Source organism: Pseudooceanicola lipolyticus, assembly GCF_002786325.1.
GTDB classification, from domain to species: domain Bacteria; phylum Pseudomonadota; class Alphaproteobacteria; order Rhodobacterales; family Rhodobacteraceae; genus Pseudooceanicola_C; species Pseudooceanicola_C lipolyticus.
In genome coordinates this window covers 87,424-112,007 of sequence record NZ_PGTB01000003.1, presented here as the reverse complement: position 1 = coordinate 112,007, position 24,584 = coordinate 87,424, and the positions used below count along the sequence as shown (strand labels likewise).

Here is a 24,584-nt window from a genome sequence, read left to right as displayed (position 1 = left end):
CCGCCAACATCATCTGTCCAACATTGAGCCGCCTCCCCACTGCCGAAAGTGGAAAGGCGGCTTTTTGTCCTGTCAGGCCCGTAACCTGACTGGAAGGACAGATCCCATGATCAATCGTAGGATGAACACCGACGCCGTTATCCCATCACTTGCTCGGCTCAGGCAGGCCCTGCCTCTGATCGGCAGCGCGCTCGCCGAAGGACCGCTCAGGAGCTCGTCTCTGGCACGGCTCATGCGTGAGACCTTCGGCGGCAGCGATGCCGGTGGCGTCTGGTCCTGGCGCATGGCTTATGACGCGATGCAGGCCGCTGCGGTCCTGCAGGTTGTGCAGAGAACTGGCCAAGACGCGCTGAGCTCTGCCGGACTGCTGGCCTCGCGGCTCCTGACCGAGACGCGGCGCTCTGAGCAGCAAATCCGTCTGCAGCAATTCAGCACCCCGTTGTCCTATGCCGCGCTGGTTGCTCGCGCTGCGGCCATACGTTCTGGTGAGACCTTCCTCGAACCCTCGGCCGGCACCGGCGCGCTGGCCGGTTTTGCCCTGCGCGCGGGCGGCAAGCCGATGCTCAACGAGATCGATCCCTTCCGCCGCGCGCTTCTCGAGGCGGTCTTTTCGGTCGAGGTGACCGGTCACGACGCGGAGCATATCGACGATCTTCTGGCCACGGCTGATCTTCCGGGCGTCATCGTGATGAACCCGCCCTTCGCCTCCTCGGTCGATCGGTCGCGCGACAGGCATGTCGCGGCAAAGCATATGATCGCCGCCGCCAAGCGGCTCGCCCCCGGCGGTAGGCTCGTGGCGATCATGCCGACGGGATTCTCGCCGGAGCGGGATGCGGCCCATTGGGCGCGGGCCACGGCCATCGCGAAGCCGCGTCTCGCTCTCACGATCCCGGGTCATGTCTACCGCAAACTCGGCACCACGGCTGAGACCCAGCTCATGGTGTTCGACAAGGTGCAGGAGGAGGTCGCGTTCGTCCGCGCGGTTGCGGCCGATCTGGAGGCGGCGCAGCACATCGTCGATGATATCGCCGCGACCCGATCTGACGCTCCGCTTCAGTCGCGTGCACAGGTCCGGGCCATCCCGCGTCAGGTCGGCGTTTCCGGCGCGCGCAATCGACGGGTTGTCGCAAGCTCTACCTGCAAACCCAAAGCCCAGGCAGCCGTCCCGCTGGCCTTCACCGCCCTCGACACCCCCCGCGAAAACACCCCGGTTTCGGATATCTATGCCCGCTATCGTCCCCAGCGGATCGAGATTGTGGGCGCGCAGGAGCATCCCACGCCGCTGGTTGAGAGTATCGCCATGGCCTCGGTGGCCCCGCCGGTGCCGTCGATCGCCGCCGCTGCTGACCTGCGCCTTCCCGGTCGCCTGATCGAGGAGGGCCATCTCTCCGAGGCTCAGCTCGACACCATCCTCATGGCGAACGACGCGCATGAACGCGACCTGCCGGGCAGGTTTACGATCGACGAAGACCAGTCCCGGATGACCCGCGCCGACGATAATCCGGACGCACGGGCCTATCGCCTTGGTTATTTCCTCGGCGACGGGACGGGGTGTGGCAAGGGCCGGGAATGCGCGGGGCTCATCCTGGTCAACTGGCTCGCGGGGCGGCGCAAGGCGGTCTGGATCTCTAAATCCGCCACGCTCATCGAGGACGCGATCCGCGACTGGACCGATCTTGGCGGCTCGCCCGCAGATATCCAGCCGCTCTCGAAATGGAAGCCGGACCAGCCGATATCCATGGGCGACGGCATCCTCTTCGTCACCTATGCGACGCTGCGCTCGGCGGGCAAATGTGGGACGACGCGCCTCGGCCAGATCCTCGACTGGATGGGCGAGGGGTTCGACGGCGTGCTGGCCTTCGACGAGGCACATGCGATGCAGAACGCCGCTGGGTCTGAGGCGGGCAGGGGCGTCAAACCCTCCCAGCAGGGTCTCGCCGGGCTGCGCTTGCAGTTGGCAGTGCCCCGGGCACGGGTCTTCTACGTCTCTGCGACCGGGGCCACGAGCGTGCACAATCTGGCTTATGCCTCCCGCCTCGGTCTCTGGGGACAGGGACCGGAATATCCCTTCCCGAGCCGCGAGAGCTTTGTCTCCGCGATGGAGGCCGGCGGGGTGGCAGCGATGGAGGTGGTGGCGCGCGATCTTAAAACACTCGGCTTCTATACAGCTCGAGCGCTCAGCTTCGACGGCGTGGAATATGACGTGCTCGAACACGCGCTCACGCCCTCCCAGATCGAGATCTACGACGCCTATGCCGGTGCCTTCCGGACGATCCATCACAATCTCGAGGCGGCGTTGACCGCGACCGGCGTCAACGACGCCTCCGGTCAGACGAACGCCTCTGCGGCGAGGTCTGCTGCGAAATCACGGTTCGAGAGCACCAAGCAGCGCTTCTTCAACCACCTGCTCCTCGGCATGAAGGCCCCGAGCATCATCCGCGCCATCGGCGAGGATCTGGCGGATGGATATGCCTGTGTCATCCAGGTGGTCTCCACCGGCGAGAGCCTCCTGAAGCGGCGTCTGGAGGCGATGGACCCCGAGGATGAGTTGACGCAGGGCGCGCTGACCCCGCGCGACTACGTCCTGGGCTACCTCGAACAGGCTTTTCCGATTCACGCCCAGAAACTCGTCGAGATCGACGGGAATGTCGTGGCAGAGCCGCTTCGCGACGCCGATGGCGCTCTGGTCGTCTCGCGCGAGGCCGAAGCCCTGCGCGATGCGGCGATGATGGAGTTGATGGCCCTGGCACCGATCCCCTCCGCGCTCGATCAGATCCTCTGGGCCTTTGGCGACGAGGCGGTGGCCGAGGTGACGGGGCGTTCAGTCCGGCCGCTGAAGTCGCCGGACGGGGCGCTCTTCACCGAGAAGCGGTCCGCCAGCAGCAATTCCTCGGAAACCCGGGCCTTCATGGAGGGCGAGAAGGACGTCCTGATTTTCTCGGACGCCGGGGGCACGGGCCGGTCCTATCATGCCGCTAGATCGGCTAAGAACCAGAAGCGGCGGCGGCACTACCTGCTGGAGCCCGGCTGGCGGGCCGATGCTGCGATCCAGGGGCTCGGCCGCACGCATCGCTCGGCCCAGGTCAGCGCGCCTTTCTTCCGGGTCTGCACCTCGGATGTCCATGGCGAGAAGCGCTTCACCTCGACGATCGCCCGGCGGCTCGACCAATTGGGGGCGCTCACCAAGGGGCAGCGCGAGACCGGCTCGCAGGGCATGTTCCGCGAGGAGGATAATCTCGAAAGCCCGATCGCGCGGGCCGCACTGCGCGGCTATTACGCCGATCTTGCCGCTGGCCGTGCCGGGGCGATGAGTTATGAGCGTTTCGCGGACTGGACCGCGCTTCGGTTGCTTGATCAGGACGGCGTGCTGCTGGAAGAGTTGCCGCCAATCCAGCGCTTCCTCAACCGGGTGCTGGCACTGCCGATCCATATGCAGAACGCGCTCTTCGCCGAGTTCATGACCCGGATTGCCAATCAGACCGAACGGGCGCGGGCCGCGGGCACGCTCGACCTCGGGGTCGAGACCCTGCGCGGCGAGAGGATCGAGCAGGTCTCTGCCGAAGACCTCTGGACCTGTCCACGGTCCGGGGCTGTGACGCGGATCATCGGGCTCGAGGTGACGGACCCCGTCCATGTCCTCGCGGGGGATGACGCGATGGAGCGAAACCACGACAAGCTGCCGATGGTCAATCGCGCCTCGGGGCGCGCGGCGCTGATCTCGTCGCGGCCCATGCAGATCTATGACGAGGAGATCGTCACGCTGATGCGCAAGGTCACGCGGCCGACGGGATCGACCTATGTCGAGGAGGGGAAGTACCAGGCCTCGGCCTGGGAGGAGATCGCGCGTCCCGAGTTCCTGCGTCTCTGGGACGCGGAGGCCGACAGCCTGCCGAAAACCACCACGACGAAGCTCTATCTCCTCACCGGGCTCCTGTTGCCGATCTGGAAGGACATCCCTTCGGGCAACGAGCGCATCTACCGGGTCACGCCGGAAGGGCAGGGCAGCATGATCGGCCGGACCGTCAGCGAAGACGGTGCGGCCGCGCTGCGTGCCCGGTTCATGGTGGGGACACCGAAGACCCCGCAGGAGATGCTGACGGCGGCGCTCGGCTCCACCGCGCCGGTCGACCTGGGCCGGGGCCTCACGCTCACCCGCCGCCGGGTCGCGGGCGCGGCCCGTCTCGAGATCGACGGGGCCGATCGGGGTGCGATCGACGGGCTGAAAGCTCTGGGCTGTTTCACCGACATTATCGCCTACCAGCTCCGGGTCTTCGTGCCGCACGGGGAGGGTGTCGAGACCGCCGCGATCCTCGGCCGGATCGTGGGGGCGGGCTCTCCGAGGGTGGCAGATCGCGCCGCCTAAGCGGTTGAGCGGTGCCGGTCAATCGAACGTGGACGGCGGCATTAACGCCCGCGCGCCGCGACGGGTTTTTGTCCCGGGCGCCTCGCCCCGGCCTGGAGGCGAGGCGTCGTCACATCACCGATGCCGGGCCAGCGTTGCGGGCATGATGCCGACATAGCGGGCTGAGCGCGCCGCATTGCCAAGGTCAAAACTGGAACTGGAGATCAAAATGAACGTCACGCAGATCAAGGCCGCCGTGGATGCCGGCAAATCCGTCCATTGGGCGAACGAAGGCTACCGGGTGCACCGCGATACCCTCGGCCAATACCTCATCACCTATGTGTCGAACGGCAGCACAATCGGTCTGACCGACCGGAGTGGCCGTCGTCTGAACGGGGCCGAGGCCGACTTCTTCATATCGGTGTCCACGCGTGGAGCAGACGGGGAGCAGGGAAGGGAGGTGCGAGGGGCGACGTCGGAGGGCCATCCTGACGCCGGGACGGGCTGACGGGCAGGAGAGAAAGGAGAGGAGGCTTTGGGTTTTTGCGATCCCATGAGGGGTCGGAAAAGCAATCCCGCGCGCTCAGGCAGGAAGCCGGGCAGCGGCAATCCCAAGGAGAAGACCCATGTTCGCAGGAACTCTGACCAAATCCGCCGACACCGCAGCCGCAGCCTTTACCGGCATGATCCACTCCACCCGGTTCGACATCGCGATCCAGCTTGAGGCCCGGACCAAGATGTCCGAGCGGAGCCCGGATTTCGACGTGACGGCCGTCAACAAGTCCGGGCGCAAGGTGCGCATCGGCACGGCCTGGAACGAGACCGGCAATACCACCGGCAATCCCTACCTCTCGATGCAGATCGACGTGGGCCTCGGCCCGTTCCGCGTCAATGCGGTGCAGAGCAAGGTGGCGCGGGAGGCGCAGAGCGATGACTACGAGATCATCCCGCTGGTCTCGAACTGCACTATGAAATCCGGATCCATCTCGGGCGAGCTGACGGCGATGGATGCGGACAACGCCTTCGCCGGTTACGTCGCCAACATGATGTTCGATCTCGACTTCATGCTCATCGAGAACAGCTTCAAGACCGAGGAGACCCATCCCGACTACCGCATCGAGGTGAGCTCGCCGAAGGGCCACCCGATCCGGGTCGGATCGGCCTGGATGGCGAAGAGCAATCGCACCGGGAACGACTACGTATCGCTCCTCATCAACACGCCGGATGGCGACCTGCGGGTGAACGCGGTGCAGAATGAGGAGCAGCGCGGCGGCCAGACCTTCTCGATCATCCCGTTCGTCGAGAGCGCTGGCCAGGAGAGGTCGGAGAACACCGGCCTCGCCCTGGTGAGCTGACAAACCGCAGTATTCTAGCGAAAGGGCGTCCCGAGCAATCGGGGCGCCTGAAACCCGTGCCCCCTGTCCCCAAGAGGCACGCCCCGTGAGGGGAGCCGCAGCAGCGCGGCTCCCCTCTTTTCGTTTCATCCCATCAAAGGAATAGATAGATGTTCAATCTCTCCCATCCCAAGTTGGTCAAGCTCGCCGAGGCCGAAGGCTACGCCGAGGTCGCGGACTTCCTGGAAGACCATGCGGTCGGTAGCATCGTGCCCGCGATCTGCGTGGCGTCCGATTGCGATCACACCGCCGATCTCGAACCAGATCAGCGCGCCGGCTTCTGCGAGGCCTGCGGCCGCGCTTCCATGAAATCCGGCCTCGTCATCTCCGGGATGATCTGAATGCCGCCCGCCGTGCCACTCTCAAACCATTGGAACCGACATGACACGACATGATCCCATCGACATCATCGATCCGCCTGCGCCCGGTTTGTCGGAGGCCGAAATCGCGACCATCGACGCCGCTCGCGATATCCTGCGCAGGCATGCCCGGGCCACCGCCGCGCTGCAGTCCTGGACGATGCTGACCGACTATCTGGCTCTGAACGCCGTCCGCGAACGGGTCGAGGTGTTCCGGGTGCTGCTGTTGGACCGGAAGAACAAGCTGATCCGTGACAAGATCATGTCACGGGGCAGCATCGATCACGTCCCGGTCTATGTCAGCGAGGTCATGCGTTCGGCTCTCGTGCTTGATGCCTCTGCTCTCATCCTCTGTCACAATCACCCCTCTGGCGATCCGCAGCCAAGCCAGGCCGACATCGACATGACACGGAAGATCGTTGACGCCTGCAGGGTGATGAGCATCACCGTCCACGATCACCTCATCGTCGGCTTCGGGCGGGAGCAGGCTGTGTTCAGCATGCGCGCGGCGGGGATGTTGGACGATTAGGGTCGCGGGCGTTTCAGGACGTGGTTGGCGGGTTGCACGAGGGAGCGGAAGCTCGATTTCGCGCCGAGATTGTCTCGTTAGCGCCGAAGCCGCCGTTCAGGTAGCCTACGGCGAAGGCCGGGTCCGAGCCCTTTTTGACGAATGCTGCCGAGCGACTGGACGGCCGCTTCGGCGGACCCGCAGCTTAGCGAGGTGTTCTCCGTTCGGGTCTAGACATACTCCGTAATGCGTTTCAACAAGGCGACACCGGCACCTGATAGAACGCCGCAAGAAGACGTAAGCTCTTGACGACGCCCGGTGTCGAGCGGGTGGGGTCCTGTTATGTGACCGTAAACTGCCCCATCATGCCCGCATCCTCGTGTTCGAGGATGTGGCAGTGATACATGAATGGTGTCTCTTCCGAAGCCAGCTTGTCGAACCTCAGCAGGATTCCGGTCGGACCCTGCACACGGACAACATCTTTCCAACCGATCTGCGCCGAGTCGACCGGCCGTCCGTTCTGACTCACGCCTCACGATAATTGTCACACGCCTCAACACCCTTTGCGACCACGTCGAGAAGTGCGTCCACATCGTTCAGAAGGACCGTGATGCGCGGGTTGCTGATACGGTAACGGATGAAGCGCCCTTCGCGGTCGCTGGCGACAAGCCCGCAGTCCAGCAGGCACCTCAGATGGTTGGAGACGTTGGGTTGCGATAGTTCGGTCCGCTCGACGAGCTCGTGAACGGCCAATGGCTCGTTGCAAAGTGCACCGAGGATGGCCAGGCGGCTCGGGTCCGCGAAGCCGCGGAACAGCTTCGCCCGTCGCTCGATGGTTGCGCTCTTGCGGTCATCGACCAATTGCGCCATATCACTCCTCGCTGATATGTTGTTCTTCGATTCATCCTAGCAGGAATAGCGCGACCATGGCCAACACCGAAAATGCCGGATCGACGGCAGATGTCCCGCCCGTCCGTTACCGGGTTTCCGGTATGGATTGCGCCAAGGATGCCGCGCAGATCGAGCGGGCGGCACAGGCAGCCGGGGTCGCGCCCGGCGATGTGAAAGTGTCGGCCGCGACGCACATCATGACACTGACTGCACCCGAAGTGCGCCTGCCGGACATCGAAAAGGCAGTCGCGGTGACAGGCTATGGCTTCGACCGGATCGAGGGCGATGAAGACATTCCGCCGAATCCCGCCCATCAGGACCCGGCCTACCGCCGTGCCCTCTGGATCGTCGTGATCCTGAACGTGGGATACGGGGTCCTCGAAATGATCGGCGGTTTCATTTCCGGATCGCAGGCCGTGAAGGCCGATGCGCTCGATTTCATCGGCGACGGCGCGATCACCTTCCTTGGCCTGCTGGCCATCGGCTGGAGCCTCGCCTGGCGGGCACGGTCGGCCTTGATCCAAGGCATCTTCCTCGGCCTGCTCGGCCTTGGCGTCCTCGGCACGACCATCGTGCGAGTCTTCGAACGGACGACGCCGGATGCAGGTCTAATGGGCCTGCTTGGCATGATCGCCCTTGTCGTCAACGTCATCTCCGTTCTGCCGCTGCTGCGGTTCCGCAAGGGCGACGCGAACATGCGGGCCGTCTGGCTATTCTCGCGCAACGACGCCATCGGCAATGCGGCGGTTGTCGTTGCCGCCGGTCTCGTGGCGTGGCTGGGCAGCGCCTGGCCGGACCTCATCGTCGCCTTCGGCATCGCCGGACTGTTCCTGCACTCGTCTTGGGCAATCATCCGCGATGCGCGGGCCGATCTGAAGGCAGCGGCATGAACAGCCGCGTTCTGGGCGGGCTCTGCGCGATCGCGGCGTTCGGCCTCGATCAGGGTACCAAGGCGCTTGCGCTGAACACACCGGCGCTTGAGCGCGGCGTCGAGGTTCTACCCTTTCTCAATCTCGTGCGGGTTCTGAACGATGGAGTCAGCTTCGGTATGCTGGGCGGGATCGTGCCTTGGTGGGGTCTCATCGCGCTTGCTGGCGTGATCGTGGCATGGCTGCTGATCTGGTTGTGGCGCGCGCCGGACAGGCTGACGGCTGCCGCTCTCGGTCTGATCATCGGCGGCGCGCTCGGCAATGTCCTCGACCGGCTGCGTTATCAGGCCGTCCCGGATTTTCTGGATTTCCATTACCGAACATACCACTGGCCGTCCTTCAATCTTGCGGATGTGGCGATTTTCTGCGGTGCGGCCCTGCTGTTCTGGGACAGCTTCCGCTCGGCGCAGAACAAGCCCGAACGTAACCACCGAGAAGAAAACGTTACGGGGAAATAATCGATGTCCAGCATTCCATCCGCAAAGGGCATCGACAGCACGCTTGGGCTCGGGCACCGACGTGGCGCTCGAGACGGCCGACGCGGCGATCCTGCGCAACCGTGTGACCGATGTGCCGGGCAAGATCCGCCTCTCCCGTGCGACCATTTCGAACATCCGCCAGAACATCGCGATTGCGCTCGGCCTCAAGGCGATATTCCTCGTGACTACCGTGCTCGGGATCACCGGCCTTTGGATCGCAATCCTCGCGGATACCGGTGCCACCTTGCTGGTGACGATGAACGCCCTGCGGCTGCTGTTCTTCCGTCCTACCGGCACGCCTGAACCTGCGGGTCACGTCGATCTGACCGCTGAGACACGCCCCGATCGCGCCGCCGCAAAGACCTGAAAGGAACCCTGATGACCCTCACCCGCCGCGCCGTGATGGCCTCCGCCGCTTGCTTCGCCGCGACGGCACCGACCGCCGGACTGTCTCAAAGCTCTCCCGCGATCCACGTTCTGAAAGACCCGAACTGTGGCTGCTGCACAGCTTGGATCGAGATCCTCAAAGAGAACGGATTTAAGGTCACCACCGAGCGCAGCTTCGGCACCCTCCTGATCCGGCACAAGCTCGAGAACGGCATCCCCCAGAACATGACCTCCTGCCACACCGGCGAAATCGAGGGCTACCTGATCGAAGGACACGTGCCGACGGCCGACATTCGACGGCTGCTATCCGAGCGCCCCGATGCCGTCGGTCTCGCCGTGCCTGGGATGCCTTACGGATCACCGGGCATGGGGCCAGAGGATGAGCGGGAAGCCTACGACGTGTTCCTGATCCTCGGAGATGGCAGGACGGAAATCTTCTCCAGCTACGAGGCTGCCTGACGGCGCCGATCTCAGGATCGCTGTGGGGCCACTGCACAAACCTCACACCGCGCAGTCGCAGCGAAAGTCAGGAAAGTCCGCACTAACGACGCTCGCGCCTCCCGCAGCGAACGTCCGCTGCGGCGTGGTAATCTGGTCAGACGCAGTGCTTATGAAGTTTAGGACAGAGCAATGTAAAACCGTCCCGATGGCCCTCCGTTATTTCAGGCCACTTCGGTGTCATGGAACATACCCTTCCTCTTTGTTTGCGTCTTGGTTCACTTGGCTCGCTTGGACAACCGAAATCAGCTCGGGACAGAATACGAGCGGCGGTCATCGCTCCGAATGTGGTGCCAGATGCCTGACGGCCTCCCCTGCTCGGCTTCGCGTGTCGCAGGGGAGATATCGGCCCTTGGCCGATCGCGCATTCGGCCATGCGGCCTCACCGCGGCGTCGCACCCGGCATCCCGGTTTGCCCGCCTCGCGAGCACGTCGCGCCCCGGCCGCTCCGCCGGATTGCGCTCCAGTCTGTTTTGGCCAGAGGCCAAAACCATCCCTCCGCTTCATCCGTCTCCCGCGTCCGGTCGCGGCGTTTGCCTGCTCGTGTCGGGCAAACCTACCGTCAAACACACACACATGAGCGCGGAAGCATATCCTCCGGATGGCCCCCAAATCAGCCCGCCTCAAGGATCGCAAAACTTTTCGGCAAGGGCGGTGCGCGCGGAGGTGTCAGCCCAGTGATCGACGGCGCGCCCGTGGTTGGCGGCGCGCCCGGAAAACTTTTGCGCCCGGCAAGCCGGCGGCTTCGCCGTCCCTGACCCGGACAGATTCGGTGAACCAGACGTACGGCCATGCCCCCACACTCACGTGGTGGCTCCACAACCATCTGGAGATAGCGACATGGCTTACGACAACGCAACCGCCTACGAGACCATCGAACTCTTCGGGCTGACGGAGAAGGGCGCCGTCCTGCCGATCCCCGAAGACGACATCCTGAGGGACAGCATCACCCGCGAGACCTTCGAGGCGCTGCTCGGGCAGCTGCGCGGCACCGGGCTCGAGGGCGAGATCGAACCGCTCGCGCATGGGTTCGCCACGATCCTGCAGCGTCGCAAGGTCGCCCTCGGCAAGGAGCTTGACCGCACCGCCGACAAGATCGGAGCACTCGCAAAATCGCACGACGGATCGGAGATTGCGGAGACTGCGCTGGAAGAGGCCCAGGTCCGCTTCCTGCAGCTGAGGGAAATCGTCGGAGCCGTCGAGACGATGGCCGAGGCGGCGGCGGAATGCTACGAGGTCGAGACCGGCCATGCCTTCATCCCGGCCGCAGGCTCGCGGGCGAGCGTCCGGGCGCAGGAGACCGGGGCGGTCTTCGAGGCACAGCAGCTCCTGGAACAGCATGATCGCGAAACGGCTACGAAGTCGAAGGTCGAGGGGGTGCCCCTGATCGTCTCGGGTGCCACCGACTGGACTGATATCGACGTCATCTTCAACACGCTCGACAAGGTTCGGGAGCGCATCCGGCAGAACCGCAATCAGGAGATCTTCCTCTGCCACAAGGGCGGCAAGCATGGTGCCGAGATGATCGCGGCACGGTGGGCGCGGGCGCGCGGCGTCGCGCAGGCGCGCTTCGATCCGCGCTGGTCCGCACATGGACGGGCGGCGCCGTTCAAATGCAACGATGAGATGCTCGACGACAAGTTCGCCGCGACGGGTGTTGTGCTCTTCGGCGGCAACGGGGTGGCGCTGAACCTCGGGCAGAAGGCCGAGGCGAAGGGTTTGACCGTGATGCGGGTCGCCGATCCTGCGAAGAAGGCATCGGATGAATGACCGAGAGAGGGTCGCCTTCGGGCGGCCCTTCCTTCCGGCCCTTTCGCGTTGCCTGCCAGCCGTTGGAAGAGATGGGCTGAGGATGATTTTCCCTGACCGGCGAGAGGGCGTTCCGGCTCGGCTTCGGTGGGGTCATTTCGTTTGAGGCGGCCCTTTGGTGTCCTGCCGCGTCAGGGCCCGAGGCCCTGTCCCGGCAGGACTGGCGCTGTCCGCGCGGGAGCCGCTGCCGCGGCGAAATGGCCCCGGGAGGGGCCATTCCAATCCGTGAGCTAATGGCTCGTGGGCATCGGAACGATCAGCACATCCTCATCCGGGCACATCTGTCGGTGATATTGGATCATGGCATCGGCCGAGCGGAAGTGCTTGTGCTCGCCGGACGACGTCGTGAACACCGGCTCTTCCGTCTCGTCGGGGAAGACGCCCATGACGACCCAGACGGTTTTGCCGTTCGCAGGATCCTTATGGGGTTCGTAGCGCAGGCGGCCCCCGCGTTTGATGAACTGGCGCACCCTGTTGCCGAGTAGCAGGGCGCGCTTCGGTTGTCGGACAGACTCGCTCGATTGGTCCATTCATACCTCCTTCTTGGTTCGTCTGTGTCGTGCCACAGGTTGGGTACCCGGCGGCGCAACGGGTCGTGTCGGCTCGCCGCTCGGGAAGACGCGGTTGGCTGAGAACGTCATGCTGGCTCTCGGTCAGGAGCCCATGACGCCGGTCTTCGCGGCCTCACTGAGGCAGTCGCGAAAAGCGGTCATCCTGGGCATTCACCACCAAGAACCAAGCCCGGAATTGCTACTTTGAAACAGTCTGAGGTTGAACCTCGCTGTTCCATCGTTGCGCGGAAAGACGCCAATCAACGTCAGGGCAAGCCACTGAAAGTCGATATGTTTTTGAATGTGTCTCAGCTCTGGGAAAGGCTGAAGATCAGCTTCTCCGTGTATTCCTCGTTTGGAGCGCGCGCTGCGACTGCAATTCAGCTCCAAATTTCCGCCGGGGCTATGTGCGACGGACGGATGGGGGCGAGCGGTTTTCCAGCCTGGAACGGAGCGACCTTGGGAGCGGAGTTCCAGGCCGGAGCAGGCCCCGAACGAGACCCCAAGTCTCGAGAGAGGGGCCTGTGGGAAACCGCGGCGGGACGTCGGTTCTGGGCGAATCCCGCGTGGGCGCGGGACCGCGTGCCGAGGTTCCGGTCGGCGGCGCCGCCCTCCACCCCGAGCCGGACACCCCCGCGCTCCCTTCGGCCAAGGGCGCTGCGGTCAGTCTCTCCGAGCCAGCCCTCAGCACGGCCGAATGGTCGCTCAGGGGCCTCCGTCTCGGCCAAAGGTCTGGCCCGCATTTCGCGGTCGGTTCGGGAGGCAAGGCCTCGTAGGAAGGAACGCGCAGGTTCGGGCATCCGTCAGTGTGCGAAAGCGCCTTCGCGGTGTGGCGATTTGATTGGGAGAGCGTGCGCCGGCCACGTCCCGGTGCAAGGGCAAGCCCTTCTCCACTGTGCTGCGCTTCGTTGCGACCGCAGGCGGTGCACCCGTCCGGTCTGGGCCGTCGCTGTGATCTCCCGAAATCATCCAGCACCGAAAGGAGCACCACAATGAACAAGATCATCGCCCGTTTGCGCTCAATCCTGCGAAGCCTCACCACCAAAGCGAACCTCAAGATCTCGGTTGCGCTCAGCGTCCCCGGTTTCCTCAAGGTCGAGGTCAGCTACTCCCGCAACCTGGATCGGCCTCCGGAGGAGGGCTGATGGCGGCCGCCGGCCTCGGCTAGCTGAACTTCCCGTAAAGATCAGAAGAGACCCGCGCAGTTTGCGCGGGTCACATGTGTTCAGAGGTCAGGACAGGGGATCGACGGGCTTGCGCCCGCTCACCCCCGCCCTGGCAGTTTTCTTTGGTCTGGTCCGCCCAACAGACCTGCCCCGGAAAGTCAAAAGACAAGCGCCGCGCAGACGCGTCGTCTCCGACGAGGACCGTGTCCTCGGCCTCCGGCCTGCGGGCCGCACCAACCTCGTCTCCGATCCTTTGACTTTCCGGTTCAGGCCCGTGGGTCGGGCTTCGCCCTCTCCCACTCTGTTCCGCCGAAAACATGCGTTTTCGGTCGGATCAGGTGGCCGAGGCGCAGCCCATCGGCGGAAGGAGGGCTCCAAGCCTCCCCGTCCCACCAGTCAGGAGGCCACAAATGGCTAAATCGGATTTCGACATCTACCAGCACGTCACCAACCAGATCATCGAGGCGATGGAGGCGGGCGTTTCGCCGTGGCGCAAGCCGTGGACCGGCGGCGAGCAGGGCGGCACATTCCCGCTGCGGGCAAATGGCGAACCCTATCGGGGGATCAATGTGCTGATGCTCTGGCTTGCCGCCCATGCCAACGGGTTTGCTTCGGCGCATTGGTTCACCTTCAAGCAGGCCAAGGACCTTGGCGCGCATGTGCGCAAGGGGCAGAAGTCCTCGACGGTGGTGAAATACGGGACCGTCGAGCGTGAGAATAATGACGGCGAGGCGGTCGCGATCCCCTATGCGCGCGCCTATCGCGTCTTCAACGCGGACCAGATTGAAGGCTTGCCCGAGCAGTTTTACACCCGTCCGGAGGTGCAGGAGGATCTTGGCACCCGTCCCCTGCCGGAAGTTGATGCTTTCTTCCAAGCGGTCGGGGCGAATGTCACGCATGGCGGTGTAAGGGCGTGCTATATCCCGGCGGAGGATCGGATCCAGATGCCGCCCGTGTCCGCGTTCATCTCGGCGCAGCACTACACGGCAACGCTCTGCCACGAGGTCACGCATTGGACAGGGCATCGGTCGCGGCTGGATCGCTTCAAGGTCGGTAGCACCAAGGCCGACTATGCCCGCGAAGAGCTGATTGCCGAAATTGGCAGCTGCTTCCTTGGCGCGCGCATCGGCGTCGAGCCGACCATCGATGAAGCCGCATCTTACCTCGATAGCTGGCTCGGGGTGCTGAAAGAGGACAAGCGGGCAATCTTCAAGGCCGCGAGCGCCGCGCAGAAGGCCGCAGACTTTGTTCTGGAGGCCGCCGCCGTCGGCGGGGCTTTACGCGCCGCCTGAGCAGATCGGCAAGACTTCGCAAGGGGCCCGCATTCGCGGGCCCCACCTGTTTGAAGTCCATACACATGTATGACTCTATGGACGCCACTACAGGCACGCGGCCTGGCCCCAGGAAAAATTTGCCGCGCCGAGACAGACGTCTCGCCGCGGCGACCCAGGGCCGAGGTCAGTCGCCCTGCATCAGGGTGCCGCGCATATGTCAGCCGAAATCCGACTGCGTTTTGCGGAGAGGTCGATGCGCAATCCAACACGCATGTTTTCCATGAATATGCCCGTTGACGTGCATCGCGCCCTGAAGCGCGAGGCCTTCGAGCGGGAAACGACGATGGGCGAGATCGTCCTAGAGGCGCTTGAGCTTTGGGGCTTGCGCCAGAAGACTGACGAGGAAGGAGCAGACCGTGAAGACGATCGTCATCGCGAATAACAAAGGCGGCGTCGGCAAAACGACCGTAGCGAGCCAGATTGCCTTTTACCTTGGTCGCGCAGGCTATTCGGTGATCGCCGTTGATCTGGACGGGCAACGCAACCTCACCAGCGCCCTGGGCGGCACGCGGGTCGTCGGAAACGCATTACAGATGCTGGAGGGTGGCGAAGCACCGAGTTTTTCCGTCGACCCCGGCGAGGTCGTCCTGATCGAAGGGGACCGCGACGTGCCTGTCAGCTCGGACGATGCGGTGCTGCAAAGCACCGTTGCGGCGCTGGACGGCTTGGACGGCGCGGACTTCTGCATCGTGGATACGCCGCCGACATTCTCGGCGCTGGTCTACGGCGCGCTTCTGACGGCGGATTTCATGTTGTCGCCCATCGAGTTGAAACGGTTCTCGCTGGATGGCGTCGAGGGCGTTCTGAAAGCCTTCGTGCAGGTGCAGGAGATCAACGAGGGCATCCAGTTCCTGGGCCTGCTGCCGTCGCGCTTCGACGCCGTAAAGAAGAGCGAGCGCGAGACGCTGCTGGCCGTTGCGGAGTCTTATTCCAACCTTCTGGTGCCGCACGCCATCCGGAACCGGGTCGGGTACGAAGCGGCAGAAGCGGAAGGGATCCCGGTGTTCGAGGTGCCGACCGCCAGCGGCAAGGAGGCCGCCGCCGAGTTCGGCGCCTTCTTTGACTGGTTCATCGAGGCTATCGAGAAGGAGGATTGAGCCATGGCCGAGAAGAAATTTGGCAGCACGATGCAGACGCTCGACCGTCTCAAGAAGAGCGGCGATCTCGCGGCCCTGACGCGGAAGAACAAACCGGCGCAGGCCGGGCAGCGTGACATCCCGCTCGACGCCATCGTACCTGACCCTGAGCAGCCCCGTCGGCATTTCGACAAGGATCAGCTGGCCTCGCTGGCGGAGAGCATCCGGACCCAGGGGGTGCTTCAGGCGATCACGGTGCAGCCGGCCGACGCCGCCGGGAAGCACGTGTTGATCATGGGTGAGCGGCGTTTTCAGGCTGCGAAGCTGGCCGGGCTGACCAGGATCCCCGCCGTTGTTCGCGAGATGACGGACGCGCTGCGCATGGCGCAGCTGACCGAGAACGTGCAGCGGGCCGACCTGACGACTTTGGAGGTCGCGGAGGCCGTTGCCGCGATGCGGGCAGCGGGCCAGTCGCGCAGCGCGATTGCCGAGGCGCTTGGCTGGAACGAAGGTGAGGTGTCGCGCTTCGCCGCCTTGGCCAAGATGCCGGATGCGTTGCGAGATGTAGCCGCCCGGAACGCTCCGATCCGCGCCCTGTCGGACTTGAACACGCTCTGGAAGAAGGACGAAGCCGCCGTTCGGCAGTTTCTCAGTGAAACCGAGGCGGGGGATATTTCTCGCGTGACCGTCGAGCGTCTGCGGGGAGAGATCGAAGCCAAACAGGCCGCGCACGACATGAGTGCGACCGCACCGCCTGAACCCTTCGGACCTCAAGTGGAAGCCCCGAGAGGTACCTCTGATGCGAGCGCCGAGAGGAGGGACGCGGAAGGGCAGGGAAGCGAGCCAGGTGAAGCGACTGCGGCAGCTTCTCAGACCGCGCCCCGGCCTCGCGACGTTAGCGCCTCGCCCGCCCTTTTGGTCCGTCACGCGGGACAGGTTGGCAGGGCCTTGCTCGATCAGCCTGCCTCGAACACCAAGTCTGTCCTGATCCGTTTCGAGGGGGAGGGGCGGCTGGCGGAGGTGCCGCTGGCCGAGGTCGAGTTAGTGGAACTGCTCCGGAACTGAGGAGGAAAAGAGATGGTGAAGATCGCGCTTTGGAACGCAATGCTGCTGATCCGCACGCCGGTTCAGGCGGCTCTCACGGTGCTGATGGTGCTGCACTTGGTCGCCGCGCTGGCCGGGGCCGTGATGATCTTTACCGGCTACGGCGTTGCTGCCGCCGATCAGATCCCGTTCGTCTATCGAGTCATCGCGCCGGTTTTGATGGCCGGCGTGTTCGTCGTCCTGAGCGCTTTGTCGTTCTATCTCGACAGCCTCGTCTTCCGTGTCACCCCGCGCAATCGACTGCTCTTCCTCTGGGGCTAGCCCTCGGAACGCGGGCCTGACGGATCGAAACGCACCGCCTCCGGACGGTGCGTTTTTCTTTGCGACCAGCGTCGGATCACGGTGCTTTCGATGTGGTCTGGGACCGCATCTCGCGCCCGCGGCGGCATCTTGCCCAGCCTTGACGAAGAGCGCGGAAAACGTGGTCCCGGACCACGTTTGGGGCTAGGGTTGTGACTAATGCAGGATAGGCTAAGCGCCAGCACGTAATGTACCTTTGAGTTAGAATGCCGACAAAGAAGAAAGCCGCGATGACCTATCTGCCGCCTGATCGCCATGCGCAGCTGGCGGCCTTGGCGGCATCAGAAGGGCAAACAGTGTCGGTCCTTTTGGGGCGCCTGATCAGTCTGGCGCTGGATGGGGACGAGGCCGCGCCGCCGCCCAGCCGTCCGACTTCCCGCGCGCGGCGAGAGGGCAAGGTGACTGTGCGACTGGCTGCCGATGTGCGGCAGGATCTGGAGGAAGAGGCGCAGTCCCAAGGCGTCACGGCATCCACTTGGGCTGCCGCTTTGCTGTCGGCCCGGATGCGCAATGCACCGCAGATGGTTGCGGGCGAGAGACGGGGCGTTCGCGCGGCCTACCGCCAGCTTCGCGGCCTGGCCGTCAACGCCAACCAGATTGCCTATGCGCTGAACCGAGGTGTGCTCACGGGCGCGGGCGCAGAACTGACCAAGGCTGAGGTCGAGATCCTGCGCCAGGACGTCGCCAAGTTGCGCATGGCGCTCAGCGTCTATGCAGAAGGTCGCTTCCGGTTTCAGTCAGGGGAAGATGATCAGTCATGAGCGACTTCAAGTCGGAGCTGGGGTTCCAGGATTGCTGGGATTCAGAGGCCAACAGAAAGCTGAATAAGCCGGCTGGAGGATCCGTCGACAGCGGGGGCAGAAAGCGCAAGGCTGGCGCCCAGGATGCGGATCGTGCAACTGCGCAGGCGCAGACGATTTCGGCGGCTGATAAGGCGCGGTTGGCCCGTATCGTCAAAGGCGCGCCGGAGGTCATGGTGAAGGTGTCCAAGCCCGCCAAGAACGACAAGTCCGGCAATCCGATCAAGGTCAGCCGAGCATCAGAAGCGGTCAGGGCCTCGGAGCATCTCGCCTATATCAGCCGAAACGGCAAGATTGAGGTCGAGAATGATCGCGGGGAGGCCTTCAACGGCCGTACGCAGGTTGGCGCGATCTATCGCGAGTGGATAGAGAAACACGACGAGGATCGACGCGAAGGCTCTGCCACGGACCGGACGAGGATCACGACCAGCATCGTGTTCTCGATGCCCGGTACGGCGAATGCGGAAGCGGTGAAAGACGCGGTCAGGGCGCTGGCAAGGCAGGAGTTCCAAGGGCGGCATGACTACGCGATGGCCCTGCACACGGATACGCATCATCCCCATGTGCACCTGACGCTTCGCACCGTGGGCGAGGACGGCGAGAAGCTGAATCTGCGGAAAGCTGATCTGCAACGCCTGCGGGACACGTTCGCCGAGAAGCTCCGGACCCGCGGGATCGAGGCGGAATCCACCCCGCGCCATGCCCGAGGCGTGACGCGCCGGGGAGAGGTCACGCCTGTCTACAAGATCAGGCAACGGGGCGGTAAGCCCTTGGCCGATGCCCGGAAGATGCGCCAAGTTCGGCGCGATCTCGAAGACAACGGTGGACGTCTGCCGCAGAAGGCATGGGATGACGCGTTGATCGCGCGGCGCAACAGGGTGATGGCAACGTATGACCAAGCCGCAACGATCTTGGCAGGATCAGCGGACCCGAACGACCGTGACCTGGCGCGGGAAACCAAACGGTTCGCAGCGCGGCTGACCGAGACGACGACGCAACGTGCCGAGATGGCCCGTTCTCTAGCGGGGCAGGATGCAGCGCGTTCTGCGCCTCGCGAGCGCGGAAAACCGACCGATAGCCCAGAGCGTCAGCAGGACCTGTCAAAAGGAAGTCCTGACAGGGGTGGGCGTCAAAGATAGAGGATGTTGCGGCATGCGAGGACTACGAAGCACTTCGACGGCCTCGCAAATTTAAGAATCGGCCGTCCGGGCGATCTGCGGCGAACGGCAAATTTGAGCCCATGTTGGTGAAAAATCGCCCCTGATTTAAGACCCTTTGGATATGTTTCACTTCCCGTATAGTGTGGAAGGAACTGGCAAGGATGGGGCCGGGGCAGAAGGTGCAGCCAGCGCTGTTTTGCGAGTTCTCACTCGAGGATCGTACACCACAGAGCCACCTGCTTCGCTCCATCGATCAGCCCTGACGGGAAGGGCACTCGCGCCCTTTCCAAGTGGCCTGTTTCTGCACAAGCGAACGGGTTTTCTTCCACGGAAGCGGCCATAAGCGGCTTGATGGACGGCTATGCGGGCACCACCAGAAGTTCTGGAGGGCTGGTACGGCCACCACTCTGGCATCAGCTACTACCACCTTGCGCAAGCAAGGATCGACATGACCGCAGAAATCGCCGCATATTGAATATGCGCTCCAGTCCAGGGTCAAGAGTTGGCGAAAGCTCCTGGATTCATCAGTGTTGATTTAGATCAAGGAAAGAAGGCGATGGTCGGGTAGCTTTGACCAAAGGAGTTCCCCTTGCGCTGGAATCGATCAAAAAATCTGTGTGTTGTGGTCTTGCGAACAGTCGCAATGATTGTCGTGGCACTAACTGTCGGATTTAGTTCTATTCCTCATGCAGCTCATGCGCATGATACGCTCTCTTATCCATCATCTCAGACGATCGTATATGCAGGCGTAGATCACGTCGGCGCTCATGCGCCAAGGGCCGCAATTATCGATGGACATTGCGCTTCGGGGACATCGTGCCTGAGCGCGATTGTGCCGGATTGTATACCGTTTTCTGTGCCGAGTACTTGTCGCGGGCCCTTTTCCATCGAACAGCGCAGCGGGACGTCGGCGCTGGTTTTTAGGCTCGATCACCCTCCCAAATCCTAACAGGGCCTTTGTCGTGTATCGAGAAGATTACGGCCCTCTCTGGGTCAACGGATGCACGATCAGTGAACATGTAACGCCACTGAACTTCTGGCGCTTACAGGATTCTTAGCGGTTGAAGCACCGGTCCCAGAACTTCTCCATCGACGGCTATCAGCAAGAGAACAGCCACGATAGCTGATCGAAAAGGGACGCGATGCGCATTTTCAGCCGCTTCCCCCCCCCTTTGGGATTCAAGGAAGAACAAAATGAAACTGTACAACACGATCGCCACTGCGCTGGTTCTGACCATGGCCGGCGCGGGACTCGCCGTCGCGGATAGCGATCACGGCCATGGTTTTGCCGGCCCGATCGGCATGGAACAAGATCCCGCGGCCGCAGGTAAGGCGAACATGATGCAGGAGATGATGCCGATGATGCTGCGCATGCACGCTCAGATGATGGGTGGTGCAATGATGGGTTCTGGCCCAGGCGGCATGGGCGCGATGGATGGTGCCATGATGGGCGTCGGCCCCGGCGAGATGGAGATGATGGACGGCGCAATGATGCGCATGATGATGGGTCCGGACATGATGGGAGCCATGACCCCGGAGACGGGGCGCAAGACTATGCTCGCCCGGCTGGAGGAGTTCGACAAGGACGGCGATGGCACGTTGTCACTCGCTGAATTTGAAGCCCTCTACCTGGCGATGACCCGGGAGGTCATGGTCCGCCGCTTTCAGTATCTTGACGCTGACGGCGATGCGAAGATCTCCGAAGCCGAGATGGGTCGTCCCGCACTTCGGATGGAGATGAACGGCTCTGGCGGTCCGATGAGCGGTACCGGAAATACGATGGACGGGCCCATGGGGATGATGGATGGCTCCGGATCCTCGGGCAACTGAAAGCGCCTCTGGGCCCTGTGCGGGGCGAGGTTCGCACCGCACAGGACAGCAAACCGGGAAAGAGAACGTGGCAATGTCGCCGCTCACCTTTGTTGAGGCCGACAGCGCCATCCTTAGCCCTCTAGTCCGCCAGAAATATCGTCTTTCGGGCCACCAGGATCCCGATCAGACTACCGATTATTCGCGAACTGCAGGTGCCCAATAGCATCACCTATCACCCTCACGAGGTATAGTCTTCCACATGCCCCACAGCCAAAGTCACAATCACAATCACAATCAGAACCAGACCGCAGACGAATTCTGGACTTGCCCAATGCACCCCGAAGTCCGGCAAAACCAACCGGGTGACTGCCCCAAATGCGGGATGCATCTGGTGCCTGAAGGTCAGGCGACGGCGCACGCCAGCCACAGCCACAAGTCGCACAGTGGTCATCACCATGCGTCTACGGCAGGCCCTGATCACATAGGGCGCAAAACGTATGTCGGATTGGCTGCCTCGGGTGGTTCCTACGATACGGTGCCAGCCGGGTATCACGGTCCGGTCTATACGTGTCCCATGCATGCTGAGGTGCGCCAGACTCACTCTGGCTCTTGTCCAATTTGCGGCATGGGGCTGGAGCTTGAATCGGCTACAATGACTGCCGATGAGCCGAATCCCGAACTTATCGACTTTACCCGGCGCTTCTGGATCGGAGCCGGGCTGACAGTCCCTTTGCTGGTCTTCACCATGGGCCCCTATTTGGGGGCCCCGGGCGTGCGCGAGGTGTTTGGCGAGCGAGCCACGCTCTGGATCGAACTGTTCTTCGGCACACCGGTGGTCTGGTGGTGCGGCTGGCCATTCCTGCAGCGTGGCTGGACGTCCTTCCGTACGATGAAGCTGAACATGTTCTCGCTGGTCGCCATGGGCGTCATGGCCGCCTGGCTCTTCAGCATCGTTGCGGTTCTCCTGCCTGATATCTTCCCGGACGGGTTCCGTAGTGCGGAGGGCCATGTCGGGGTCTACTTCGAAGCGGCGGCAGTCATCGTCACGCTGGTTCTTTTGGGCCAACTCATGGAGCTTCGCGCTCGTGAGGGGACCGGCAAGGCAATCAGAGCGCTGCTCGATCTCGCCGCCAAGACCGCACGGATCATTCGAGAGGACGGCAGGGAGGAAGAAATCCCGCTTGAGGATGTCCAGGTCGGCGACCGGCTGAGGGTCCGACCGGGCGACAAGATTCCCGTTGATGGCGTTGTGCTCGATGGCCGATCCGCAGTCGATGAAAGCATGATCACTGGCGAGCCTGTCCCGGTCGAAAAGGTTGAAGGTGAGCCGGTCACCGGCGCTACGATTAACGGGACCGGATCGCTGATCATCGAAGCACGGCGCGTAGGGGGCGACACGATGCTGAGCCAGATTGTCGAGATGGTGGCCAATGCTCAGCGTTCTCGGGCCCCGATTCAGAAGTATGCCGACCAGGTTTCCGGCTACTTCGTGCCCGCAGTCATCGGCATTGCGGTCCTTTCGTTCATCGGCTGGGCCATCTGGGGGCCAGCTCCAGCACTCTCCTATGCCCTGATCGCAGCGGTCGCAGTCCTGATAATCGCCTGCCCCTGTGCGCTTGGTCTTGCGACGCCGATGTCGATCATGACGGCCACTGGGCGCGGCGCTCAGGCAGGGGTGCTGATCAAGAATGCCGAGGCTCTGGAGCGGTTCGAGAAGATTGATACACTGATCGTCGACAAGACCGGCACTTTGACCATGGGCAAACCGCGGCTGGTCGGCATCTTGCCGGAAGCAGGCCATGACGAAGCCGAGGTGCTACGGTTGGCGGCCACGCTTGAAAAGGGCTCTGAGCACCCGCTCGCCGAGGCCATCGTGGAGGGCGCGCAAGAGCGGGGTATGAAACTTGGCGACGCCGGGGATTTCGAAGCCGTCACCGGCAAGGGGGTTATGGGAACGGTCGACGGAAAACGCATCGCGCTCGGGAACCTCAAGCTGATCCAGGATCTCGGTCTCGACGCTGGCGAGCTGGCCGATAAGGCGAACGCACGACGTGACGAAGGCGAAACGGTCATGTTCGTGGTCGTAGAAGGCAGGGTGGCGGGTATGGTCAGTGTTGCCGACCCGGTGAAGGAGACGACGTCAGAGGCACTGAAGGCGCTTCACGACCTTGGCTTTCGCATCATCATGGCGACTGGCGACAATGAGCGCACGGCAAAAGCCGTCGCCTCAAGGCTCGGCATCGACGAAATCCGGGCGGACGTGCTGCCCGAAGACAAAGCGCGGATCATCAGGGAGTTGCAGTCCGAGGGTAGGAGTGTCGCGATGGCAGGAGACGGCGTCAACGACGCCCCCGCGTTGGCTCAGGCCGATGTCGGGATCGCGATGGGAACCGGAGCGGATGTCGCCATCGAGAGCGCGGGGATCACGCTGGTCAAGGGCAACCTAGACGGCATCGTCCGGGCTCGCCGTCTCGCCCGCGCAACCATGCGCAATATCCGTCAGAATCTCTTCTTTGCGCTGATCTACAACGCCGCCGGCGTGCCGATCGCTGCCGGTGTGCTTTTCCCGCTATTCGGCATCCTGATCAGTCCGATGTTTGCCGCCTTCGCCATGAGCGCATCGTCGATCTCGGTGGTGCTCAATTCCTTGCGACTTCGCAAGACAAGTATCTGAACGAGAGAGGTGCGGAAATGGCACTACATACCAAGCACATCGACGAGAAGAAAAGCAATGAGGAGGCGAGACCTCCTTCCTTCTGGCGTTCGCGAGGCGGAGTCTATCTCATCGTTGCCCTGGGGATTGCCGGGGTGCTTCTGGGGTACGAACATCGGGTCCACATACTCGCGAGCGATTGGCTCCTCTGGTTGCCGCTACTCGTTTGCGTGGGCATGCACTTCTTTATGCATGGGGGGCACGGAGGCCACGGCCACGGAGATGACAAATCATGACAGATACCGGCGCCTCTTATGGTCTTTGGTTCCTCGTCTTCGTCAACTCGGCGGTGTTTATCATCTTCGCCCTTAGCTTCTTCAAACCGCAAACTGCGCGGGACTGGCGAAGCTTCGGTGCATTCAGTGCGTTCATTGTCGCGCTCTTCGCTGAGATGTACGGCTTCCCGCTGACGATCTTTGTGCTTTCCGGGTGGCTGCAATCGCACTGGCCCGGTATCGACTGGTTCGCTCACGACAGCGGGCATTTGCCAGAGATGATCATGGGCTGGCGCACCAATCCACACTTTGGACCATTTCACCTCCTAAGTTTTTTCCTGGTCGGTGCCGGCTTCTGGCTGCTCTCTGTGGCTTGGCATCATCTCTGGACGGCGCAGCGGCAAGGACGCCTGGCCTCGACAGGACCCTATGCAAGGATTCGCCATCCGCAGTACGCAGCATTCATTCTCATCATGGCTGGATTTCTCGTGCAGTGGCCGACTCTGCTGACGCTCGCGATGTTTCCGGTTTTGGTGTGGATGTATGTGCGCCTGGCGAGGAGCGAGGAAGCCGACAGTCGCGCCAGTTTCGGCGAAGCTTGGGAGCGCTATGCTGCAAGCGTCCCTGCATTCATTCCCCAAAAAATTGCTCCCCCCAGTAGATCAAGCTCGCGAGTTCGGGGCTCAAAGGAAGGTGAAACATGATGGGCGGATTCGGAATGGGAATTGGCGGGATCTGGATGATCCTGATCTTGATC

Annotated in this window: 24 protein-coding genes and 1 pseudogene; 22 read left to right on the top strand and 3 right to left on the bottom strand. The window is 63.0% G+C overall.

From position 1 onward, the window contains the following. Window positions 1-106: 106 nt before the first annotated feature. The 5 genes from CVM52_RS02860 (at window position 107) to CVM52_RS02840 (ending at window position 6,624) form a co-directional block, all read left to right on the top strand. Window positions 107-4,363, top strand: coding sequence for a strawberry notch family protein (locus CVM52_RS02860; protein WP_100161078.1), 4,257 nt, complete (start codon window positions 107-109; stop codon window positions 4,361-4,363). Between the two features lie 208 nt (window positions 4,364-4,571). Beyond that, window positions 4,572-4,850, top strand: coding sequence for a hypothetical protein (locus tag CVM52_RS02855; RefSeq protein ID WP_100161077.1), 279 nt, complete (start codon window positions 4,572-4,574; stop codon window positions 4,848-4,850). A gap of 118 nt (window positions 4,851-4,968) precedes the next feature. Then, entirely contained in the window at window positions 4,969-5,697 is a 729-nt protein-coding gene (locus tag CVM52_RS02850) for a DUF736 family protein (RefSeq protein WP_100161076.1), read from the top strand. A 149-nt stretch (window positions 5,698-5,846) separates the two neighbouring features. Continuing rightward, window positions 5,847-6,077, top strand: a complete 231-nt coding sequence (locus CVM52_RS02845) for a hypothetical protein (protein ID WP_100161075.1) — start codon at window positions 5,847-5,849, stop codon at window positions 6,075-6,077. 40 nt (window positions 6,078-6,117) lie between these two features. Further along, window positions 6,118-6,624, top strand: coding sequence for a JAB domain-containing protein (locus CVM52_RS02840; RefSeq protein WP_240620844.1), 507 nt, complete (start codon window positions 6,118-6,120; stop codon window positions 6,622-6,624). A gap of 319 nt (window positions 6,625-6,943) precedes the next feature. Here the strand turns inward: CVM52_RS02840 and CVM52_RS02835 are convergent, their stop codons facing one another. Together CVM52_RS02835 and CVM52_RS02830 are read right to left on the bottom strand one after the other, a co-directional pair. Beyond that, on the bottom strand, window positions 6,944-7,132 hold the full coding sequence (locus CVM52_RS02835) for a multicopper oxidase domain-containing protein (protein ID WP_035746442.1): 189 nt from the start codon (window positions 7,130-7,132) through the stop codon (window positions 6,944-6,946). Continuing rightward, window positions 7,129-7,473, bottom strand: a complete 345-nt coding sequence (locus CVM52_RS02830) for an ArsR/SmtB family transcription factor (RefSeq protein ID WP_054522777.1) — start codon at window positions 7,471-7,473, stop codon at window positions 7,129-7,131. Before CVM52_RS02830 ends, CVM52_RS02835 begins: the two co-directional genes overlap by 4 nt. A gap of 56 nt (window positions 7,474-7,529) precedes the next feature. Here CVM52_RS02830 and CVM52_RS02825 point away from each other — a divergent pair, with 56 nt between their 5' ends. The 5 genes and pseudogenes from CVM52_RS02825 (at window position 7,530) to CVM52_RS02805 (ending at window position 11,557) form a co-directional block, all read left to right on the top strand. Further along, the gene (locus CVM52_RS02825) at window positions 7,530-8,384 is read left to right on the top strand and encodes a cation efflux transmembrane domain-containing protein (RefSeq protein ID WP_036708216.1); all 855 of its coding nucleotides are present in this window, start codon (window positions 7,530-7,532) and stop codon (window positions 8,382-8,384) included. After that, window positions 8,381-8,881: a signal peptidase II gene (gene lspA, locus CVM52_RS02820; protein ID WP_100161074.1), complete on the top strand. Its 501-nt coding sequence runs from the start codon at window positions 8,381-8,383 to the stop codon at window positions 8,879-8,881. The genes CVM52_RS02825 and lspA overlap by 4 nt, the downstream gene beginning before the upstream one ends. Next, a pseudogene (locus CVM52_RS02815) lies at window positions 8,874-9,269 on the top strand (heavy metal translocating P-type ATPase); the annotation flags it as partial. The gene lspA and the pseudogene CVM52_RS02815, both read left to right, overlap by 8 nt. An 11-nt stretch (window positions 9,270-9,280) precedes the next feature. Then, window positions 9,281-9,748, top strand: coding sequence for a DUF411 domain-containing protein (locus CVM52_RS02810; protein ID WP_100161073.1), 468 nt, complete (start codon window positions 9,281-9,283; stop codon window positions 9,746-9,748). Window positions 9,749-10,627: 879 nt separating this feature from the next. Further along, window positions 10,628-11,557, top strand: coding sequence for a DUF2493 domain-containing protein (locus tag CVM52_RS02805; protein WP_100161072.1), 930 nt, complete (start codon window positions 10,628-10,630; stop codon window positions 11,555-11,557). A gap of 269 nt (window positions 11,558-11,826) precedes the next feature. On the opposite strand, the gene CVM52_RS02800 is transcribed toward CVM52_RS02805, so the two are convergent. Continuing rightward, window positions 11,827-12,126 carry a hypothetical protein gene (locus tag CVM52_RS02800; protein WP_100161071.1) on the bottom strand — a complete coding sequence of 100 codons (300 nt, stop codon included), beginning with the start codon at window positions 12,124-12,126 and terminating at the stop codon, window positions 11,827-11,829. Between the two features lie 1,013 nt (window positions 12,127-13,139). Here CVM52_RS02800 and CVM52_RS26770 point away from each other — a divergent pair. The 12 genes from CVM52_RS26770 to CVM52_RS02750 all read left to right on the top strand — a co-directional run bounded on the left by CVM52_RS26770 (window position 13,140) and on the right by CVM52_RS02750 (window position 24,531). Next, entirely contained in the window at window positions 13,140-13,292 is a 153-nt protein-coding gene (locus CVM52_RS26770) for a hypothetical protein (protein ID WP_172720886.1), read from the top strand. 338 nt (window positions 13,293-13,630) lie between these two features. Beyond that, entirely contained in the window at window positions 13,631-14,605 is a 975-nt protein-coding gene (locus tag CVM52_RS02795; protein ID WP_306372745.1) for an ArdC family protein, read from the top strand. A gap of 235 nt (window positions 14,606-14,840) precedes the next feature. Further along, window positions 14,841-15,029: a hypothetical protein gene (locus CVM52_RS26520; protein WP_133119771.1), complete on the top strand. Its 189-nt coding sequence runs from the start codon at window positions 14,841-14,843 to the stop codon at window positions 15,027-15,029. After that, window positions 15,004-15,744 carry a ParA family protein gene (locus CVM52_RS02790; RefSeq protein WP_100161069.1) on the top strand — a complete coding sequence of 247 codons (741 nt, stop codon included), beginning with the start codon at window positions 15,004-15,006 and terminating at the stop codon, window positions 15,742-15,744. The genes CVM52_RS26520 and CVM52_RS02790 overlap by 26 nt, the downstream gene beginning before the upstream one ends. A gap of 3 nt (window positions 15,745-15,747) precedes the next feature. Continuing rightward, window positions 15,748-16,788, top strand: a complete 1,041-nt coding sequence (locus CVM52_RS02785; protein ID WP_100161068.1) for a ParB/RepB/Spo0J family partition protein — start codon at window positions 15,748-15,750, stop codon at window positions 16,786-16,788. A 12-nt stretch (window positions 16,789-16,800) separates the two neighbouring features. Next, window positions 16,801-17,088, top strand: a complete 288-nt coding sequence (locus CVM52_RS02780) for a hypothetical protein (protein ID WP_100161067.1) — start codon at window positions 16,801-16,803, stop codon at window positions 17,086-17,088. A gap of 269 nt (window positions 17,089-17,357) precedes the next feature. After that, window positions 17,358-17,888, top strand: a complete 531-nt coding sequence (locus CVM52_RS02775; protein WP_100161100.1) for a MobC domain-containing protein — start codon at window positions 17,358-17,360, stop codon at window positions 17,886-17,888. After that, window positions 17,885-19,066 (top strand): relaxase/mobilization nuclease domain-containing protein, encoded by a 1,182-nt coding sequence (locus tag CVM52_RS02770; RefSeq protein ID WP_100161066.1) that lies wholly within the window; start codon window positions 17,885-17,887, stop codon window positions 19,064-19,066. The genes CVM52_RS02775 and CVM52_RS02770 overlap by 4 nt, the downstream gene beginning before the upstream one ends. Before the next feature lie 1,215 nt (window positions 19,067-20,281). Beyond that, on the top strand, window positions 20,282-20,917 hold the full coding sequence (locus tag CVM52_RS27600) for an EF-hand domain-containing protein (RefSeq protein WP_240620843.1): 636 nt from the start codon (window positions 20,282-20,284) through the stop codon (window positions 20,915-20,917). 313 nt (window positions 20,918-21,230) lie between these two features. Beyond that, the gene (locus CVM52_RS02760) at window positions 21,231-23,573 is read left to right on the top strand and encodes a copper-transporting P-type ATPase (protein WP_370741353.1); all 2,343 of its coding nucleotides are present in this window, start codon (window positions 21,231-21,233) and stop codon (window positions 23,571-23,573) included. Between the two features lie 17 nt (window positions 23,574-23,590). After that, window positions 23,591-23,848: a DUF2933 domain-containing protein gene (locus CVM52_RS02755; RefSeq protein ID WP_007803536.1), complete on the top strand. Its 258-nt coding sequence runs from the start codon at window positions 23,591-23,593 to the stop codon at window positions 23,846-23,848. After that, on the top strand, window positions 23,845-24,531 hold the full coding sequence (locus CVM52_RS02750; protein ID WP_100161064.1) for a methyltransferase family protein: 687 nt from the start codon (window positions 23,845-23,847) through the stop codon (window positions 24,529-24,531). Before CVM52_RS02755 ends, CVM52_RS02750 begins: the two co-directional genes overlap by 4 nt. Window positions 24,532-24,584: the final 53 nt, after the last annotated feature.

Coding starts and splice junctions, on each gene's coding strand:
- CVM52_RS02860 (WP_100161078.1), top strand. CDS start 107: ATGATCAATCGTAGGATGAACACCGACGCCGTTATCCCATCACTTGCT.
- CVM52_RS02855 (WP_100161077.1), top strand. CDS start 4,572: ATGAACGTCACGCAGATCAAGGCCGCCGTGGATGCCGGCAAATCCGTC.
- CVM52_RS02850 (WP_100161076.1), top strand. CDS start 4,969: ATGTTCGCAGGAACTCTGACCAAATCCGCCGACACCGCAGCCGCAGCC.
- CVM52_RS02845 (WP_100161075.1), top strand. CDS start 5,847: ATGTTCAATCTCTCCCATCCCAAGTTGGTCAAGCTCGCCGAGGCCGAA.
- CVM52_RS02840 (WP_240620844.1), top strand. CDS start 6,118: ATGACACGACATGATCCCATCGACATCATCGATCCGCCTGCGCCCGGT.
- CVM52_RS02830 (WP_054522777.1), bottom strand. CDS start 7,473: ATGGCGCAATTGGTCGATGACCGCAAGAGCGCAACCATCGAGCGACGG.
- CVM52_RS02825 (WP_036708216.1), top strand. CDS start 7,530: ATGGCCAACACCGAAAATGCCGGATCGACGGCAGATGTCCCGCCCGTC.
- lspA (WP_100161074.1), top strand. CDS start 8,381: ATGAACAGCCGCGTTCTGGGCGGGCTCTGCGCGATCGCGGCGTTCGGC.
- CVM52_RS02810 (WP_100161073.1), top strand. CDS start 9,281: ATGACCCTCACCCGCCGCGCCGTGATGGCCTCCGCCGCTTGCTTCGCC.
- CVM52_RS02805 (WP_100161072.1), top strand. CDS start 10,628: ATGGCTTACGACAACGCAACCGCCTACGAGACCATCGAACTCTTCGGG.
- CVM52_RS02800 (WP_100161071.1), bottom strand. CDS start 12,126: ATGGACCAATCGAGCGAGTCTGTCCGACAACCGAAGCGCGCCCTGCTA.
- CVM52_RS26770 (WP_172720886.1), top strand. CDS start 13,140: ATGAACAAGATCATCGCCCGTTTGCGCTCAATCCTGCGAAGCCTCACC.
- CVM52_RS02795 (WP_306372745.1), top strand. CDS start 13,631: ATGCGTTTTCGGTCGGATCAGGTGGCCGAGGCGCAGCCCATCGGCGGA.
- CVM52_RS26520 (WP_133119771.1), top strand. CDS start 14,841: ATGCGCAATCCAACACGCATGTTTTCCATGAATATGCCCGTTGACGTG.
- CVM52_RS02785 (WP_100161068.1), top strand. CDS start 15,748: ATGGCCGAGAAGAAATTTGGCAGCACGATGCAGACGCTCGACCGTCTC.
- CVM52_RS02780 (WP_100161067.1), top strand. CDS start 16,801: ATGGTGAAGATCGCGCTTTGGAACGCAATGCTGCTGATCCGCACGCCG.
- CVM52_RS02775 (WP_100161100.1), top strand. CDS start 17,358: ATGACCTATCTGCCGCCTGATCGCCATGCGCAGCTGGCGGCCTTGGCG.
- CVM52_RS02770 (WP_100161066.1), top strand. CDS start 17,885: ATGAGCGACTTCAAGTCGGAGCTGGGGTTCCAGGATTGCTGGGATTCA.
- CVM52_RS27600 (WP_240620843.1), top strand. CDS start 20,282: ATGAAACTGTACAACACGATCGCCACTGCGCTGGTTCTGACCATGGCC.
- CVM52_RS02760 (WP_370741353.1), top strand. CDS start 21,231: ATGCACCCCGAAGTCCGGCAAAACCAACCGGGTGACTGCCCCAAATGC.
- CVM52_RS02755 (WP_007803536.1), top strand. CDS start 23,591: ATGGCACTACATACCAAGCACATCGACGAGAAGAAAAGCAATGAGGAG.
- CVM52_RS02750 (WP_100161064.1), top strand. CDS start 23,845: ATGACAGATACCGGCGCCTCTTATGGTCTTTGGTTCCTCGTCTTCGTC.